A 15460-nucleotide genomic window follows, 5' to 3' on the forward strand; every position below is an offset into this window, starting at 1 on the left:
GACGAAGGACGCGTCGCGCCGCCCTTCCCCGTCTTCCCCTGTCTTCGTGCACCTGTGGCTGCGCATACCCCTGTCTTCGCCTAGGCGAAAATATTCCGGGGGTGAGCCGCGCCGCGGCGAGGGGGCAGCGCCCCCTCCCCTGCAAGCTCAGCCGCGCACGCTCTCGTGCAGCAGCCCCGCAGGCTTGCCGGTGCCGAGGTCGGTATAGGCGCGCATCTCGTTCCGGGTGATCATCCGGTCGGCATTGGCATCGAAGGCCATAATCGCGTCGAAGGCGCCATCCCCGAAGGCCGCGACCAGCTCCGACCACGTCAGGACGCTGTCGTTGTTCAGATCAAGCCGCGAGAAGTAGCGGCTCTCGTCGACATTGCGGTCGGCGGGCGCGCCCTCGTAGACGGTGAAATCCCCGGCAAGCGCCGGGGCGGCAAAACTCAGCGAAAGGACCGCTGCGGCGATCGGCGAAAGGGCTTTCATCGGCAGTCTCCAAATGCATGTGGCAAAGTCTTGAGTGTCAAACACGCCTGAGCATAGCACGGTTCCCGCACAACCGCAGGGGATCATTGCAGGATCACCCCAGGATCATTCCAGGATCATCTCGGCGGCCTTCTCGGCGATCATGATCGTCGGCGCATTGGTGTTGCCCGAGGGGATCCGCGGCATGACGCTGGCATCGACGACGCGCAGCCCCGAAAGCCCGCGAAAGCGCAGCTGCGGGTCGAGCGGGGCGCTGTCCTCGGCGCCCATGCGCACCGTGCCCACCGGGTGGAAGATCGTGGTGCCGACCTCGCCCGCAGCGCGGTACAGCTCCTCCTCGGTCTCGAACTGCAGGCCCGGTTTCAGCTCCTCCGGGGCGTAGCGGGCCATCGGCGCCTGCCCCATGATCCGCCGCACCTGCCGGATCGCATCGGCGGCGACCCGCCGGTCGCCCTCGGTCGACAGGTAGTTGGGCGCGATCACCGGCGCGGCGCGGCTGTCGCCGGAGACCAGCCGCACCGTGCCCCGGCTCTCGGGGCGCAGGTTGCACACGCTGGCGGTCATCGCAGGAAAGTTGTGCAGTGGCTGGCCGAAGGCTTCCAGCGAGAGCGGCTGCACGTGGTACTCGAGATCCGCCGTCGCAAGCCCGTCGCGCGAGCGCGAGAAGGCGCCGAGTTGCGAGGGCGCCATGGACATGGGCCCGCGCCGCCGCAGCACGTAGTCGAGGCCGATCTTACCCTTGCCGAAGAGCGTGCTGGCCAGCGTGTTCAGGGTCTTGGCGCCGGTCAGCCGCCAGGCGCAGCGCAGCTGCAGGTGGTCCTGAAGGTTGCCGCCCACCTCCGGCGCATCGAGCGCCACGTCGATACCGTGTTCGCGCAGGTGACCGGCCGGGCCGATGCCCGAGAGCTGCAGGAGATGCGGTGAATTCACCGCGCCCGCGGAGAGGATCACCTCGCCCTCGGGCCGCACCTGGTGGCGCTGGCCGCCCTGTTCGTATTCGACGCCGACGACCCGCCGCCCCTCGATCAGCAGGCGGGTCACATGCGCCTGCGTCTCGACCTTCAGCCGGTCCGTGCGGGTGGTGCGCAGGAAGGCCTTCGCGGTGTTCATCCGCCAGCCGTTGCGCTGGTTGACCCGAAAGTAGCTGACGCCCTCGTTGTCGCCCGCGTTGAAGTCATCGACCCGCGGGATGCCCTCGGCCTCGGCCGCCTTCATCCAGTCGTCGAGGATGTCCCAGTGCAGGCGCTGGTTCTCGACCCGCCACTCGCCGCCGGCGCCATGCGCCTCGGAGGGCCCGTCGACGTAATCCTCGGACTTCTTGAAGAAGGGCAGCACGTCGTCCCAGCCCCAGCCGGTCAGCCCCATCTGCCGCCAGCCGTCGTAATCCGCCGCCTGGCCGCGCAGGTAGAGCATGCCGTTGATCGACGAACAGCCGCCCAGCACCTTGCCGCGCGGGTAGAGCAGCGATCGGCCGTTGAGACCCTTCTCCTCGGCGGTCTTGTAGCACCAGTCGGTGCGCGGGTTGCCGATGCAATAGAGGTAGCCCATCGGGATGTGGATCCAGTGGTAGCTGTCGCGCCCGCCCGCCTCGAGCAGCAGCACCCGGCGCCCGCCCTCGGCGAGCCGCTTGGCCAGCACGCATCCGGCGCTGCCCGCGCCGACAATCACATGATCGAACGCCATTTTCCCTCCCGGCTCCTCACTCTTCCCGAAGGTAAGTCAGGGCGCGGCAGACCCGCAAGGCGTCATGGCGGCGCAGGGAGGTCAGAGCGGCAGGGCGGTGGTCTTGAACACGGTGCGCAGCGCGAAGCTCGACTGCATCTGCGCCACGCCCGGCAGGCGGGTGAGGTACTGGCGGTGGATGCGGGCGAAATCCTCGGTGTCCTCGGCCACCACCTTGAGGATGTAATCCGCCGTGCCCGCCATCAGGTGGCATTCCAGCACCGCGGGCACCCGCGCCACCGCCTTCTCGAAGGCGTCCAGAACCTCGTCGGCCTGGGCGCTGAGGCGGATCTCGACGAAGACCGTGCTCGCCAGCCCCAGCTTGCGCGCGTTGAGCAGCGCCACGTAGTCCTTCACGTAGCCCTCGGCCTCCAGCCGCTGCACCCGCCGGTGGCAGGCCGAGGCCGAGAGGTTCACCTTTTCCGACAGTTCCGCGTTGGACATGCGGCCCTGCTTCTGCAGCGCGCGCAGGATGCGGCGGTCGGTATCGTCGAGTTGCATGCGTGGTCTTTCGAAAACTCGGGGCTTTGGTCGAAGATTCTTCCCCCAATAGCGCTTTGGACCGGACACTTCAGCAAGGAAATTGCACGCGGGGAGGCGCATTCTGGAGCCATCAAAACGCGCCCGAACGGGCCAGGAGGAGGAACTATCATGAAAATCGGCTGCCCGACAGAGATCAAACCGCAGGAATATCGCGTCGGCCTCACCCCCAATGCGGCGCGCGAGGCCGCCAGCCATGGCCACGAGGTAATCGTGCAGCAGGGCGCGGGTCTCGGTGCCGGTTTCTCCGACGAGGATTACACCGCCGCCGGCGCCCGCATCGCCGCCACCGCCGAGGAAATCTGGGGCGAGGCCGAGATGATCGTCAAGGTCAAGGAGCCCCAGGCCGTCGAGCGCAAGCAGCTTTCGCGTGGCCAGCTCCTGTTCACCTACCTGCACCTCGCCCCCGATCCCGAGCAGACCCATGACCTGCTCGAGTCCGGCGCCACCTGCATCGCCTACGAGACGGTGACCGACGCGCGCGGCGGGCTGCCGCTGCTGGCGCCGATGTCCGAGGTGGCGGGGCGGCTGGCGCCGCAGATGGGCGCCTGGTCGCTGCAGAAGGCCAACGGCGGCCGCGGCGTGCTGATGGGCGGCGTGCCCGGCGTCGGCCCGGCCAACGTGGTGGTGCTCGGCGGCGGCGTCGTCGGCACCCACGCGGCGCGCATCGCCGCCGGCATGGGCGCGGATGTCACCGTGCTCGACCGCTCGCTGCCGCGGCTGCGCCAGCTCGACGAGACCTTCGGCAGCCTGTTCAAGAACCGCTACTCGACCGAGGGCGCGGTGGCCGAGCTGCTGGCCGAGGCCGACATGGTGATCGGCGCGGTGCTGATCCCCGGCGCCGCCGCGCCGAAGCTGGTCAGCCGCGCACAGCTCGGGACCATGAAGCCCGGCGCGGTGCTGGTGGACGTGGCGATCGACCAGGGCGGCTGCTTCGAGACCTCGAAGGCCACCACCCACCAGGACCCGGTCTACACCGTCGACGGCATCCAGCACTATTGCGTCGCCAATATGCCCGGCGCGGTGCCGCGCAGCTCGACGCTGGCGCTCGGCAACGCCACGCTGCCCTTCATGCTGGCGCTCGCCGGCAAGGGCTGGCGCGTCGCCTGCGCCGAGGATCCGCACCTGCAGGCCGGGCTCAACGTGCACGACGGGCAGATCACCAATGCCGCCGTCGCCCGCGCGCTGAACCTGCCGCTGGAAAGCATCGAGAAAGCGCTGGCCGCCTGACCGGCCCCGCATCGCCAAAACAAGCATCGCCAAAACAAGAAGGGCGGGCCGCCAAAAAGCGCCCGCCCTTTCTTCTAGGATCAAATATCCCGGGGGAAGCTGCCGCAGGCGGCTGGGGGCAGAGCCCCCTCGCCCTTCGCCGTCAGAGCACCACGATTCCCGAATGCTTGGCCTTGTGCTCGGGCTCGACGTGGATGGTCACCCGGCACCCGTCGATCGCCTCGCGCAGCGCGTGCTCGATGCGGTCGCAGATCTCATGCGCGCAATCCACGGTCATGTCCCCCGGCACCACCAGGTGGAACTCGAGGAAGACCGCCTGCCCGGCCCGACGCGAGCGCAGGTCGTGTGCCTCGACCGCGCCCTCGGCATTGGCGGAGATCACCGCGCGCATCTCGGCCAGTTCGCTCTCGGGCACCGCCGCGTCCATCAGCCCGCCGACCGAGCCGCGGATCACCTGCCAGCCCGACCACAGGATGTTCACCGCCACCAGCGCCGCGAGCAGCGCGTCGAGCCAGAGCCAGCCGGTCAGCGCCGCGGCGCCGACACCGACCGCCACCCCGGCCGAGGAGAAGACATCGGTCAGCAGGTGTTTGCCGTCGGCGACCAGCGCCGGGGAGTTCAGCTTGCGGCCCTCGCGCAGCAGCACGAAGCACCAGAGCGCGTTGAGCGCCCCGGCAAAGAGGTTGATGGCGAGGCCGAGACCGACCTGCTCGATCGCCCCGGGCTGCAGCCAGGCCCCCCAGGCCTCGCGCAGAATCAGCACCGCGGCGACGACGATCAGCACGCCTTCGAGCACGGCGCTGAAATACTCGGCCTTGTGGTGGCCGAAGGGGTGATCCGCATCCGCCGGCTGCGCGGCGATATGGATCGCCAGCAGCGCCGCCAGAGCCGTCGCGACGTTGACGATGCTCTCCAGCGCGTCCGACATCAGCGCCACCGAGCCGGTCAGCCACCAGGCGAGGGTCTTGATCGCGAGCACGAGAATGCCGACGAATACGCTGCCGATGGCGATTTTCACGCTGCGTGTCATACTGAATCTCCGGAGGGGTCCGGGCGACTTAGCGATGTCGTCTGAAGCTCGCAACCCGGAACCCGCATCGGGATCCCGGCCTGCATGGCGGGACTGCAGAATGCGCAACCTGGATCACTTCTTCAGCGCGTCGCGGATCTCGATCAGGATGTCGAGCTCGGACGGGCCGGTCTTCACTTCGGGAGCGACTTCATCGGGCTTCTCGGCCGCCGACTTGATGCGGTTGACCATCTTGACCAGCATGAAGACCACGAAGGCGATGATGAAGAAGTTGATCACCGCCATCAGGAAGCTGCCGATGGCGAAGACCGGCGCTCCGGCCTCCTGCGCCGCCGCGAGCGAGGCGTAGTCGCCGCCGTCGAGCGCGTAGAACCAGCCCGTGAAATCGATGCCGCCGGTGAACAGGGCGATGACCGGGTTGAAGATGTCGCCCACCAGCGACTTGACGATGGCCGTGAAGGCGGCACCGACGATGATGCCCACCGCCATGTCCATGACGTTGCCCTTGGCGATGAAGTCCCTGAATTCCTGAATCATGTGTCTGCTTCCCTTGGCGCGGCTGTGCGGCGCGGACGAAATTTTCGGGTCCAGAGGTGGCACGTTTGCCCCGGTGACGCCACGGAAAACCGGGTCCGACTCCACCGCGCCGCCCCCCAAGATGCACCAAACACTCATTTTTTGCGCGCAACTGTCTGACGGAGGCTGCGCCGCCTGTCGTTTTCGGCGCTCCGCGCGGCCCCGGTTCCGGGGGCGACGGGGACGTGCTGAAAATTTTCGCGGTCCGGTCGCCCCGAAATTGCGGTTTTCAGGGCAAATTCCGCGGTCCTGATGCGCGCCGAGGCACGCAGCGTCCCGCATGTCGCTTTCCAGCTATGGAAAGGCGGGGCGATCCTTTGGCGCCGCAACGTTCCCCACCATGCATCGGGCAAATGCCTGCGGGAGATGCGGATACATGAAGACGGACGTGAAAGTCCTGGTGGTCGGCGGTGGTGCCGTCGGAGCCTCGATAGCCGACCATCTCGCCAAGGCGGGCTGGTCGGACGTGATGCCGCTGGAACGGGACGAGGAACGCCCGCTGCGCACTGCCCCCGCCTACGAGCGGCAGAAGGCACCCGCGCCCAGAACTGGCTGCGCCAGAAGAAGAGCTACCGCGCCTACGGCCACGAGCTTGGCCGCGATGCGACGTCGATGGAGGCGGACCTGCCGCGCTTCATTGACCTGGCGAAAGACTTCGCCGGCACGGCCGCATTGGAAGCGACGGGCGTGCGTTCGAAATGCGTCACCGTTCTGATTGACGGGCCCGAAGATGCCGACCTCTGGGGCCGCGAGGCGCTGTTCCATGGCGAGACCCGCGTCGGGCGTCTGACCTCGGGCGGCCACTCGGGGGCCTTCGGCACGTCGATCGGCATGGGCTACGGCAAGCCCGAGCAGGCCGTGGCCGGCACCAAGCTGAAGGTTAAGATGCAGGGCAAGCTCTGGGATGCCGAGGTGACCGAGGACAGCCCCTACGATCCCACCAACGCGACGATCCGCATCGACGGCTGAGCGCCTTGCGCGCGTGGGCCGGCGTTCATCACGTCGGCCTGCTTTTCAACGTCCCCTTCCCCCTGCCCCCGGGCAATTCCAATGGAAACGCTCCCGCAGAGCTGAACGCCGAAACCGACCGAGGGCCGCATCACATGCGGCCCTCGTTTCATGAGAAGACCCCCTGTGTCCTCTCCCGCTTCGAGCCTATCCCCGCTTCGCCGAACGCGCGCTGTAGTCCGCTGCGGCCTCGAACCGCGGCTTGAAGTCTTCGTTCAGGATGCCGCGTCCGGTCGCCTTCTGATAGAGGGTGTGACCCGGGTTGTTGGCGTTGCACTCGATGATCAGCGGACCATCCTGCGCCACCGCGATATCCCAGCCAAAAACGCCGAATTCCGGAAAGAGCGCGTGCCCCTCGCAAGCAAGGGCCAGAAGCTCTTCCCAAAACGGCATCTGAAAGCCGGGAAGATTTACGCCACTCACGGGATGGGCCTCGAGCCACTCGGCCTCCAGCCCGGTTCCTCGCCTGCATGTCTTCAACCGACCTGTCGCAAGATCAATCTCGGCCAGCATCGCACCGGCCTGCCAGCAATTGTCAGACATCGCCTTCGGCGAGGGGATCTGCCAGACCGCATTCAACGGAGCGATCCCCTTGTCGTCGCGCAGGGTCACCACGCGGACCGTACCAACGGGGGTGCCGATGATTTCTTGAAGCTGCGAGTGTTGGATCACCGCCGATTGAAAGGTGAACCCGGTTGAGAAATTCGCCACGATCTCGTCGATTAGTTCGTCAATGCTGATGACGCTCCCGTTGGCGAGGCTCAGTTGAGCTGTGTCGCGATCGATTGTCTTGATAAAGGTCGAGCCAACGTTTGCCGATCCGGCCGTCGGCTTTCCGAAGATCGGGTAGTCTGCGACCTCGAGCAGAAATTCGCGGATCTCCTCGACCGTCGTCAGCATCGGAATACGGCCGTAGGCCCTGTTGCCGAAGGCCACGGCCTGCGTCCGCGTAGTGCGCAGGCCGACCTGCGCCAGGAGCGCAGGATAGAGCACCTTGTCCCGGATGAACTCCCGGCTCGGGGTCGCGGCAATGGGGGACAGACTATTGTTGAGCTGAGCGCTTCCCCTGGAGCCCACAAATTCACGCTTTTGGGCCGGGCTTAGATCGGGGCTGAAGCAACCGCTGGTGTAGTATTCGTACAGATCGAGCTTGCCCCGGCCAAAACTCAGAGACACCATCTCGCGCAACTGGCGAAGGGGCGAGACCTTGTGCTTGCGCGCAACGTCGATGATCAACTGCGAGGCGGGCGACTTAGGGACCGGCGGGGCGGCGAGAAGCGCCCTTGTCGCGGGGGTGGCTGTGGACATGGAAAATCTCTCTGCTCGATAACTCCTTGATCGCTATATCGGAAATGCGGCGAGATTACGGAACCCTCAGAAACAATCCCGCCGCGAGACTTCAATTGCAGCGCTCTTAGGCAACTGCGGCGCAACAACTTGGCTCGAGCGCGCGCCAAAGCTGCGTCAACTGGCCAGAAAAGCCTCGGCATGGACCCGCTCTACCTGAAATGGTGCTTGCCGTATGGGTTCGCGCCGATAGACTTGCGGCATGCGCCCGGCACAGCCCTCGGGTGACGTGCATTTTTCGAAGCTTTTTCAAAGGGACATCCTCTTGGATAATTGCGTCCACCGCATCGCTGCACCCCGTCTCATGGCCGTCGCTATCTGCCTCTCTCTCGCGGCGCCCGCCACCGCGCAGCAAGAGAAGAGCCCTGAAGACCCGACCAAGATCGCCACCAAGGCCGGTGTCTCCTACTCCGACGAGTTCTCGGTCTCCGGTTCGCTCGCCTTCGGTCCGGTGACCAAGGTCAATGCGCGCATCTCGGAGAGCGGGCAGTGGTCGCTCGGCGCCTCCTACCTCTTTTCCTTCGGCATCCTGACCTTCTCCGCCGGGAAGAACGAATTCGACAACGGCTCGGAACAGACGCGCTACTCGCTGGGAGGCTTCGTCCCGCTGACCGCCATGGGCCTGAAGACCGGCAAGTGGCAGCTCTTTACTCCCTTCGGCTACACCTACAGCGAAGGCACGGTCGCGGTCACCAGCGTCGAGCTGCACGAGACCTTCGACGTCGAGGTCAGCAACAACAGCGGCTATGTCGGCATGTTCGCCATCCGCCCCTTCAACGAGAAACTCACCTTCCTGACGGGCGGCATCTACACCCGCGGCGCGGATGATTTTCAGGGCGTTTCGCTCGGCGGCGGCCTGTCCTACCACCTGACCGAGGCCGATACGGTGGCGCTTTTCGGCTCCTACGTCGACAACGATTTCGGCGACGAGCAGAAGCTCGGCGTCTCCTACCGGCACGAATTCTGATCCCCGCGGGGCCTTTGCGGTTGTCTCGCCGCCGCCAGCACATAGGTTGCCCGGCACAAAGGGACACGGAAGGGACACCGCATGGGACTCAACGTCTATCTCTCGGGGGAGATTCACACCGACTGGCGCGAGCGCATCATCGAGGGCGCACAGGGGCTCGACGTGACCTTCAGCGCGCCGGTCACCGACCATGCCGCCAGCGATGACTGCGGCGTGGCGATCCTCGGCGCCGAGGACAGCAAGTTCTGGCATGACCACAAGGGCGCCAAGATGAACGCCATCCGCACCCGCAAGGCGATCGCCGATGCCGACGTGGTCGTGGTGCGCTTCGGCGAGCAGTACAAGCAGTGGAACGCCGCCTTCGATGCCGGCTATGCCGCGGCGCTCGGCAAGTCGCTGATCATCCTGCAGCGCCCCGAGCATGACCACGCCCTGAAGGAAGTCGACGCCGCCGCGCTGGCCGTGACCCGCGAGCCCGAAGAGGTGGTGGCGACGCTGCGCTACGTCTTGACCGGCGCCCTGCCCGAATGAGCTGCCCGAATAATAGGCTTTGACCCCAGCAGGTTGACGCCACGGCGCGGCTCGCCTTGCCGCGCCAAACAGGGCAAGGGGCGGGCAGACCCAGCGCGCCCCTTTCGCCAGCAAATGTCGGGGGATGCGCCGCGCCGCTCACCTGCGAGTCGCGCCGACATTCTTGCCCGCATGTGCGGCTTCAAGCCTTCACACGCGATTTCACGCGCATTTGCGCTGGCGGGGGGCTTTTTTGCCGCGCCGTAGAACCCTATAAGACCCGAGCCTTCGCTCACGGGGAGTCGAGGGCCAAAACGCGTATTTCTGGGGCGGGACACTTAATGTTTGGACTGGACAGACTCATGGGCGCCTTCTCGGCGGACATGGCCATCGACCTCGGCACGGCGAACACGCTGGTCTACGTGAAAGGTCGCGGAATCATTCTGTCCGAACCGTCGGTTGTGGCCTATCACGTCAAGGACGGCGTCAAGAAGGTGCTGGCCGTCGGCGAGGATGCAAAGCTCATGCTGGGGCGCACCCCCGGCTCCATCGAAGCGATCCGGCCGATGCGCGAAGGCGTCATCGCGGACTTCGATACCGCGGAAGAGATGATCAAGCATTTCATCCGCAAGGTGCACAAGCGCTCGACCTTCTCGAAGCCGAAGATCATCGTCTGCGTGCCGCATGGCGCCACGCCGGTGGAAAAGCGGGCGATCCGTCAGTCGGTGCTGAGCGCCGGCGCGCGCAAGGCCGGCCTCATCGCCGAGCCGATCGCCGCCGCCATCGGTGCCGGCATGCCGATCACCGATCCGACCGGCAACATGGTCGTCGACATCGGCGGCGGCACCACCGAGGTGGCCGTGCTCTCGCTGGGTGACATCGTCTACGCGCGCTCGATCCGCGTCGGCGGCGACCGCATGGACGAGGCCATCGTCAACTACCTGCGCCGCCAGCAGAACCTGCTGGTGGGCGATGCCACCGCCGAGCGTATCAAGACCTCGATCGGCACCGCGCGCATGCCCGACGACGGGCGCGGCAGCTCGATGCAGATCCGCGGCCGCGACCTGCTGAACGGCGTGCCGAAGGAAACCGAGATCAGCCAGGCCCAGGTGGCCGAGGCGTTGGCCGAGCCGGTGCAGGCGATCTGCGAGGCGGTGATGTCCGCGCTCGAGGCGACCCCGCCGGATCTGGCCGCCGACATTGTCGACCGCGGCGTCATGCTGACCGGCGGCGGCGCGCTGCTGGGCGATCTCGACCTGGCGCTGCGCGAGCAGACCGGCCTCGCGGTGTCGATCGCCGAGGAAAGCCTCAACTGCGTGGCGCTCGGCACCGGCAAGGCGCTGGAATACGAGAAGCAGCTGCAGCACGCGATCGATTACGACAGCTGATCCCTTTCGGGATCATTCCGGCTGCGGCATAGTCCGGGGCGGGAGCGTGGCCTTGCCCGCCCCCGCCCTGCACACCCCGTGAGGCGCGCGCGCCTCCAAGGCCACACGCAGAGACCCGATGGCGAAACACGGCACGAACAGCGAAGACTACGCCGCCCCGCTGAAGCGCCTGCTTCTGGCGGTGCTGATCCTGTGCCTCACCGGGCTCTTCATCCTCTGGCGCATCGACAGTCCGCGGGTCGAGCGCTTCCGCGCGCAGGTGATCGACACGGTGATGCCCGGCTTCGACTGGGCGATGGCCCCGGTCACCGGCGCGGTGAAGATCCTGCGCGACTTCCAGTCCTACCAACGCATCCACGAGCAGAACCAGGAACTGCGGCGCGAGCTGCGCCGGATGACCGCCTGGAAGGAAGCCGCGCTGCAGCTGGAACAGGAAAACGCCAAGCTGCGCGACCTGAACAACGTGCAGCTTGACCCGCGGCTCACCTACATCACCGGCGTGGTTCTGGCCGACAGCGGCTCGCCCTTCCGGCAGTCGGTGCTGATCAACGTCGGCTCGCGCGACGGTGTCGTCGACGGCTGGGCCACGATGGACGGCATCGGCGTCGTCGGGCGCATTTCCGGCGTGGGCAACAACACCTCGCGTGTGATCCTGCTCACCGATGCCACCAGCCGCATCCCCGCGACCATCCAGCCCTCGGGCCAGCGCGCCATGGTGGTCGGAGACAACTCCGCCAACCCGCCGATCGATTTCCTCGAGAACCCCGATATGGTGAAGCCCGGCGACCGCATCGTCACCTCCGGCGACGGCGAGGTCTTTCCGCCGGGGCTGCTCATCGGCCAGGTGGCGCAGGATCCGGGCGGACGGCTGCGCGTGCGGCTCGCCGCCGACTACGAGCGGCTGGAGTTCCTGCGCGTGCTGCGTGACCACGGCGCGCGGCGGGTCAGCACCCCGTCGGGCCTGATCCTGCCCGAGACCCCGCCCGAGGCGCCGCAGCCCGAAGCGGTGACCGATCCCACCGTGCCGCCACTGAGCGATGCCGACACCGGCGCTGCCGCGGAGGCCGGCAATGGCTGAGAGCAGCCGTCCGGCCAAGGTCTGGATGATGCGGGCCACCTTCGTGGCGCTGACCTTCGCGCTGATCTTCTACCACCTGCTCCCGCTCGACCTGATGCCGTCGTCCTACGCCGGGCCGGACGTGCTGACCGCCCTGTGCTTCGCCTGGGCGCAGCGACGGCCCGACTACGTGCCGGCGCTGCTGGTCGCCGGGGTGATGCTGATGGCGGACCTGCTGTTCCAGCGCCCGCCGGGTCTCTGGGCGGTGCTGGTGCTGATGGCCACCGAGGCACTGAAGAGCCGCGACCGGCCACGGCGCGAGACCACCTTCCTGATGGAATGGATCACCGTCGCCGTGGTGCTGGCGGTGATCACGATCCTGTTCCGGCTGGTGCTGGGCCTCTTGATCGTGCCCGAGGGAACCTCTTTCCTTGCGCTCATGCGATACGCCACCACCGTCATCTGCTATCCTCTCGTCGTCCTCCTCTCGCAGGGGCTGTTCGGCGTGCGCCGGATGGCGCCGGGCGATTTCGACCATGCCGGGAGACCGATGTGAGACGCACTCCAAAGGAAAGCTCCGACAGCTGGCGCCGCATCTCGCGCCGGGCGCTGCTGCTGGGTGGCGCCCAGCTCGGCTTCGCCGGGATGCTGGGCCTACGCATGCACCACATGCAGGTCGACCAGGCCGACGAGTTCCGCCTGCTGGCCGAGGAGAACCGGATCAATATCCGCCTGATCCCGCCGAGCCGCGGACGCATCTTCGACCGCAATGGCCGGATCGTCGCCGAGAACACCCCGACCTACCGCATTACCATCGTCCGCGAGGACGCCGGCGACGTCGAGGACGTGATCGCCAAGCTCTCGGCCCTGGTCGAGCTGGACGAGGACGAGCTGAACCGCGCGCTGGCCGAGATGCGCCGCTCGCCGCCCTTCCTGCCGGTCACCGTGGCCGACCGGGTGAGCTGGGACTCGATCAGCCGCGTCGCGGTCAACGCCCCTGCCCTGCCCGGCGTCACCCCCGAGGTCGGCCTGTCCCGCTTCTATCCCGACCACGGCAACTTCGCCCATGTGGTCGGCTACGTCGGCCCGGTCTCCGAGCGCGATCTCGCGCGCTACGAGGATCCCGAGCCGGTGCTGCACATCCCGCGCTTCCAGATCGGCAAGGTCGGGGTCGAGGCCAAGTACGAGGAACAGCTGCGCGGCAAGGCCGGGGCCAAGCGCGTCGAGGTCAACGCCGTGGGCCGGGTGATGCGCGAGCTCGACCGCCGCGAGGGCGACAACGGCGCCGACATCCAGCTCACCATCGACGCCGACCTGCAGGACTACGTGCAGGCGCGGCTGGGGCATGAATCCGCCTCCTGCGTGGTCATGGACGTGGAAAAGGGCGACCTTCTGGCCATCGCCTCGGCGCCGTCCTTCGATCCCAACAAGTTCGTGCGCGGCATCTCGGTCGCCGACTACTCGATCCTGCGCGACAACGATCACCGCCCGCTCGCCTCGAAGACCGTGCAGGATGCCTACCCGCCCGGCTCGACCTTCAAGATGGTCACCGCGCTGGCGGCGCTCGAGGCCGGGGTGCTTTCGCCCGACGACACGGTCTGGTGCCCGGGCCACCTCGAGGTCGGCTCGCGCCGGTTCCATTGCTGGAAACGAGCCGGCCACGGTCACCTGAACCTGGAGCAGGCGCTGCAGCAGAGCTGCGACGTGTTCTTCTACGACGTGGCGATGAAAGTCGGCATCGACCGCATTGCCGATGTCGGGCGGCGTCTCGGGCTCGGCATCGCGCCGGACGTGCCGATGTCGGCGACCACCTCCGGCATCATGCCCGACAAGGACTGGAAGCAGCGCGAGCGCGGCAAGAGCTGGCTGATCGGCGACACCGTGAACGCCTCGATCGGCCAGGGCTTCGTTCTGACCTCGCCGCTTCAGCTCGCGATCATGACCGCCCGCATCGCCACCGGCCGCGCGGTGCACCCGCGGCTCGTCAAGACCATCGACGGGGTCGAGACAGAGCTGGTCGGCGGCCAGGAGCTCGACATCAACCCCAACCACCTGCGCTGGGTGCGCAAGGGCATGTCGTCGGTGATGAACACCGTGCGCGGCACCGGCTACCGTTCGCGCGTGGTCGCCGAGGGCTACGAACTCGCAGGCAAGTCGGGCACGGCGCAGGTCCGCAACCGCGTGGTGAGCAACGAAGACGTGCCCTGGATCGAGCGCGACCACGCGCTCTTCGTGGGCTTCGGGCCGGTGCATGCCCCGCGCATCGCGGTCTCGGTGGTCGTCGAGCATGGCGGCGGCGGCTCGTCGGCCGGGGCGCCCATCCTGCGCGACGTGGCGCTGCAGGCGCTTTACGGCGGCACCCCGCCGCTCGACGCCTACCCCTCGTCGGACCACGACAAGATCAAGGAGCTGCAGGAGCGGCTCGACCGCGAGCGCCGCGAGCGCGCCGAGCAGGCACGGGGGCGCGCGTGAGCTATCTCGAATACACGGTCAAGACCACGCCCACGGGCTGGCGCAAGGTGCTCTACATCAACTGGCCGCTGGTGATCCTGCTGAGCGCGGTCGCCTGCGTCGGCTTCCTGATGCTCTACTCGGTGGCCGGCGGGCGGCTCGACACTTGGGCCGAACCGCAGATGAAACGCTTCGGCCTCGGGCTGGCGGCGATGTTCGTGGTGGCGATGGTGCCGATCTGGCTCTGGCGCAACCTGTCGGTGCTGGCCTACCTCGGCTCGCTGGCGCTGCTGGTCGCGGTGGAGCTCTTCGGCACCGTCGGCATGGGCGCGCAGCGCTGGATCGACATCGGCTTCATGCGGCTGCAGCCCTCGGAGCTGATGAAGATCGCGCTGGTCATGGTGCTGGCCGCCTATTACGACTGGCTGCCGCTCCGGAAGACCTCGCATCCGCTTTGGGTGCTGATGCCGATCCTGCTGATCCTGATCCCCACCGGGCTGACGCTGATCCAGCCCGACCTCGGCACCGCCCTGCTGCTGATGATCGGCGGCGGGCTGATCATGTTCCTCGCCGGGGTGCACTGGGCCTACTTCGCCGTGGTGATCGCCGCCGGGGTGGGCACGATCTTCACCGTCTTCGAGTCGCGCGGCACCGACTGGCAGTTGCTCAAGGACTACCAGTTCCGGCGCATCGACACCTTCCTCGATCCCTCCACCGATCCCCTGGGCGCGGGCTACCACATCACCCAGGCGAAGATCGCCATGGGCTCGGGCGGCTGGACCGGGCGCGGCTTCATGCAGGGCACCCAGTCGCGGCTGAACTTCCTGCCCGAGAAGCATACCGATTTCATCTTCAATACGCTGGCCGAGGAGTTCGGCTTCGTCGGCGGCGTCTCGCTGCTGGTGCTCTACGTGCTGATCCTGCTGTTCTGCATCTTTGCCGCGCTGCGCAACCGCGACCGCTTCTCCTCGCTGCTGACGCTAGGCATCGGGCTGACCTTCTTCCTCTACTTCGCGGTCAACATGTCGATGGTCATGGGCCTCGCGCCGGTGGTCGGCGTGCCGCTGCCGATGGTCAGCTACGGCGGCTCGGCCATGCTGGTGTTGATGATCGCCTTCGGGCTGGTACAGAGTGCCCACATCCACAGACCACGCTAGCCG

General features: G+C 67.1%; 14 protein-coding genes and 2 pseudogenes. 10 read left to right on the top strand and 6 right to left on the bottom strand.

What is annotated here, in order from left to right:
- Positions 1-147: 147 nt before the first annotated feature.
- From LC039_RS04625 to LC039_RS04635, 3 genes are all read right to left on the bottom strand, one after another.
- Positions 148-474 carry a hypothetical protein gene (locus LC039_RS04625; protein WP_226621895.1) on the bottom strand — a complete coding sequence of 109 codons (327 nt, stop codon included), beginning with the start codon at positions 472-474 and terminating at the stop codon, positions 148-150.
- Positions 475-579: 105 nt separating this feature from the next.
- Positions 580-2157 carry a GMC family oxidoreductase gene (locus tag LC039_RS04630; RefSeq protein WP_226621896.1) on the bottom strand — a complete coding sequence of 526 codons (1578 nt, stop codon included), beginning with the start codon at positions 2155-2157 and terminating at the stop codon, positions 580-582.
- An 81-nt stretch (positions 2158-2238) separates the two neighbouring features.
- Positions 2239-2697, bottom strand: coding sequence for an Lrp/AsnC family transcriptional regulator (locus LC039_RS04635; RefSeq protein ID WP_092425238.1), 459 nt, complete (start codon positions 2695-2697; stop codon positions 2239-2241).
- Between the two features lie 150 nt (positions 2698-2847).
- Between LC039_RS04635 and ald the strand changes: the two genes are divergently transcribed.
- Positions 2848-3966, top strand: coding sequence for an alanine dehydrogenase (ald, locus tag LC039_RS04640; RefSeq protein ID WP_226621897.1), 1119 nt, complete (start codon positions 2848-2850; stop codon positions 3964-3966).
- A 142-nt stretch (positions 3967-4108) separates the two neighbouring features.
- Here the strand turns inward: ald and LC039_RS04645 are convergent, their stop codons facing one another.
- Both LC039_RS04645 and mscL read right to left on the bottom strand, forming a co-directional pair.
- Complete coding sequence (locus tag LC039_RS04645; protein WP_226621898.1) at positions 4109-4996, bottom strand: cation diffusion facilitator family transporter; 888 nt, start codon at positions 4994-4996, stop codon at positions 4109-4111.
- 114 nt (positions 4997-5110) lie between these two features.
- Positions 5111-5533 carry a large conductance mechanosensitive channel protein MscL gene (mscL, locus tag LC039_RS04650; protein ID WP_226621899.1) on the bottom strand — a complete coding sequence of 141 codons (423 nt, stop codon included), beginning with the start codon at positions 5531-5533 and terminating at the stop codon, positions 5111-5113.
- A gap of 415 nt (positions 5534-5948) precedes the next feature.
- Between mscL and LC039_RS27055 the strand changes: the two are divergent.
- Positions 5949-6050, top strand: a pseudogene (locus LC039_RS27055) (FAD-dependent oxidoreductase); the annotation flags it as partial.
- A gap of 53 nt (positions 6051-6103) precedes the next feature.
- A pseudogene (locus LC039_RS04655) lies at positions 6104-6541 on the top strand (glycine cleavage T C-terminal barrel domain-containing protein); the annotation flags it as partial.
- Positions 6542-6727: 186 nt separating this feature from the next.
- On the opposite strand, the gene LC039_RS04660 reads toward LC039_RS04655, so the two are convergent.
- A complete protein-coding gene (locus tag LC039_RS04660; protein WP_226621900.1) occupies positions 6728-7888 on the bottom strand; it encodes a sugar-transfer associated ATP-grasp domain-containing protein in 1161 nt (386 codons plus the stop codon).
- 343 nt (positions 7889-8231) lie between these two features.
- Here LC039_RS04660 and LC039_RS04665 point away from each other — a divergent pair, with 343 nt between their 5' ends.
- From LC039_RS04665 to rodA, 7 genes are all read left to right on the top strand, one after another.
- A complete protein-coding gene (locus tag LC039_RS04665; RefSeq protein WP_226621901.1) occupies positions 8232-8894 on the top strand; it encodes a hypothetical protein in 663 nt (220 codons plus the stop codon).
- An 81-nt stretch (positions 8895-8975) separates the two neighbouring features.
- Complete coding sequence (locus LC039_RS04670) at positions 8976-9425, top strand: YtoQ family protein (protein WP_224843848.1); 450 nt, start codon at positions 8976-8978, stop codon at positions 9423-9425.
- Between the two features lie 320 nt (positions 9426-9745).
- A complete protein-coding gene (locus tag LC039_RS04675; RefSeq protein WP_092425222.1) occupies positions 9746-10792 on the top strand; it encodes a rod shape-determining protein in 1047 nt (348 codons plus the stop codon).
- A 118-nt stretch (positions 10793-10910) separates the two neighbouring features.
- Positions 10911-11870, top strand: a complete 960-nt coding sequence (gene mreC, locus LC039_RS04680) for a rod shape-determining protein MreC (RefSeq protein ID WP_226621902.1) — start codon at positions 10911-10913, stop codon at positions 11868-11870.
- Positions 11863-12405, top strand: coding sequence for a rod shape-determining protein MreD (locus LC039_RS04685; protein WP_226621903.1), 543 nt, complete (start codon positions 11863-11865; stop codon positions 12403-12405). Before mreC ends, LC039_RS04685 begins: the two co-directional genes overlap by 8 nt.
- The gene (mrdA, locus tag LC039_RS04690) at positions 12402-14321 is read left to right on the top strand and encodes a penicillin-binding protein 2 (protein ID WP_226621904.1); all 1920 of its coding nucleotides are present in this window, start codon (positions 12402-12404) and stop codon (positions 14319-14321) included. The genes LC039_RS04685 and mrdA overlap by 4 nt, the downstream gene beginning before the upstream one ends.
- Positions 14318-15457 (top strand): rod shape-determining protein RodA, encoded by a 1140-nt coding sequence (gene rodA, locus LC039_RS04695; RefSeq protein WP_226621905.1) that lies wholly within the window; start codon positions 14318-14320, stop codon positions 15455-15457. The genes mrdA and rodA overlap by 4 nt, the downstream gene beginning before the upstream one ends.
- Positions 15458-15460 lie beyond the last annotated feature (3 nt).

Origin of the sequence: Alloyangia pacifica, assembly GCF_020524285.1 — a bacterium.
Lineage (GTDB): Bacteria > Pseudomonadota > Alphaproteobacteria > Rhodobacterales > Rhodobacteraceae > Salipiger > Salipiger pacificus_B.

Coding starts and splice junctions, on each gene's coding strand:
- LC039_RS04625 (WP_226621895.1), bottom strand. CDS start 474: ATGAAAGCCCTTTCGCCGATCGCCGCAGCGGTCCTTTCGCTGAGTTTT.
- LC039_RS04630 (WP_226621896.1), bottom strand. CDS start 2,157: ATGGCGTTCGATCATGTGATTGTCGGCGCGGGCAGCGCCGGATGCGTG.
- LC039_RS04635 (WP_092425238.1), bottom strand. CDS start 2,697: ATGCAACTCGACGATACCGACCGCCGCATCCTGCGCGCGCTGCAGAAG.
- ald (WP_226621897.1), top strand. CDS start 2,848: ATGAAAATCGGCTGCCCGACAGAGATCAAACCGCAGGAATATCGCGTC.
- LC039_RS04645 (WP_226621898.1), bottom strand. CDS start 4,996: ATGACACGCAGCGTGAAAATCGCCATCGGCAGCGTATTCGTCGGCATT.
- mscL (WP_226621899.1), bottom strand. CDS start 5,533: ATGATTCAGGAATTCAGGGACTTCATCGCCAAGGGCAACGTCATGGAC.
- LC039_RS04660 (WP_226621900.1), bottom strand. CDS start 7,888: ATGTCCACAGCCACCCCCGCGACAAGGGCGCTTCTCGCCGCCCCGCCG.
- LC039_RS04665 (WP_226621901.1), top strand. CDS start 8,232: ATGGCCGTCGCTATCTGCCTCTCTCTCGCGGCGCCCGCCACCGCGCAG.
- LC039_RS04670 (WP_224843848.1), top strand. CDS start 8,976: ATGGGACTCAACGTCTATCTCTCGGGGGAGATTCACACCGACTGGCGC.
- LC039_RS04675 (WP_092425222.1), top strand. CDS start 9,746: ATGTTTGGACTGGACAGACTCATGGGCGCCTTCTCGGCGGACATGGCC.
- mreC (WP_226621902.1), top strand. CDS start 10,911: ATGGCGAAACACGGCACGAACAGCGAAGACTACGCCGCCCCGCTGAAG.
- LC039_RS04685 (WP_226621903.1), top strand. CDS start 11,863: ATGGCTGAGAGCAGCCGTCCGGCCAAGGTCTGGATGATGCGGGCCACC.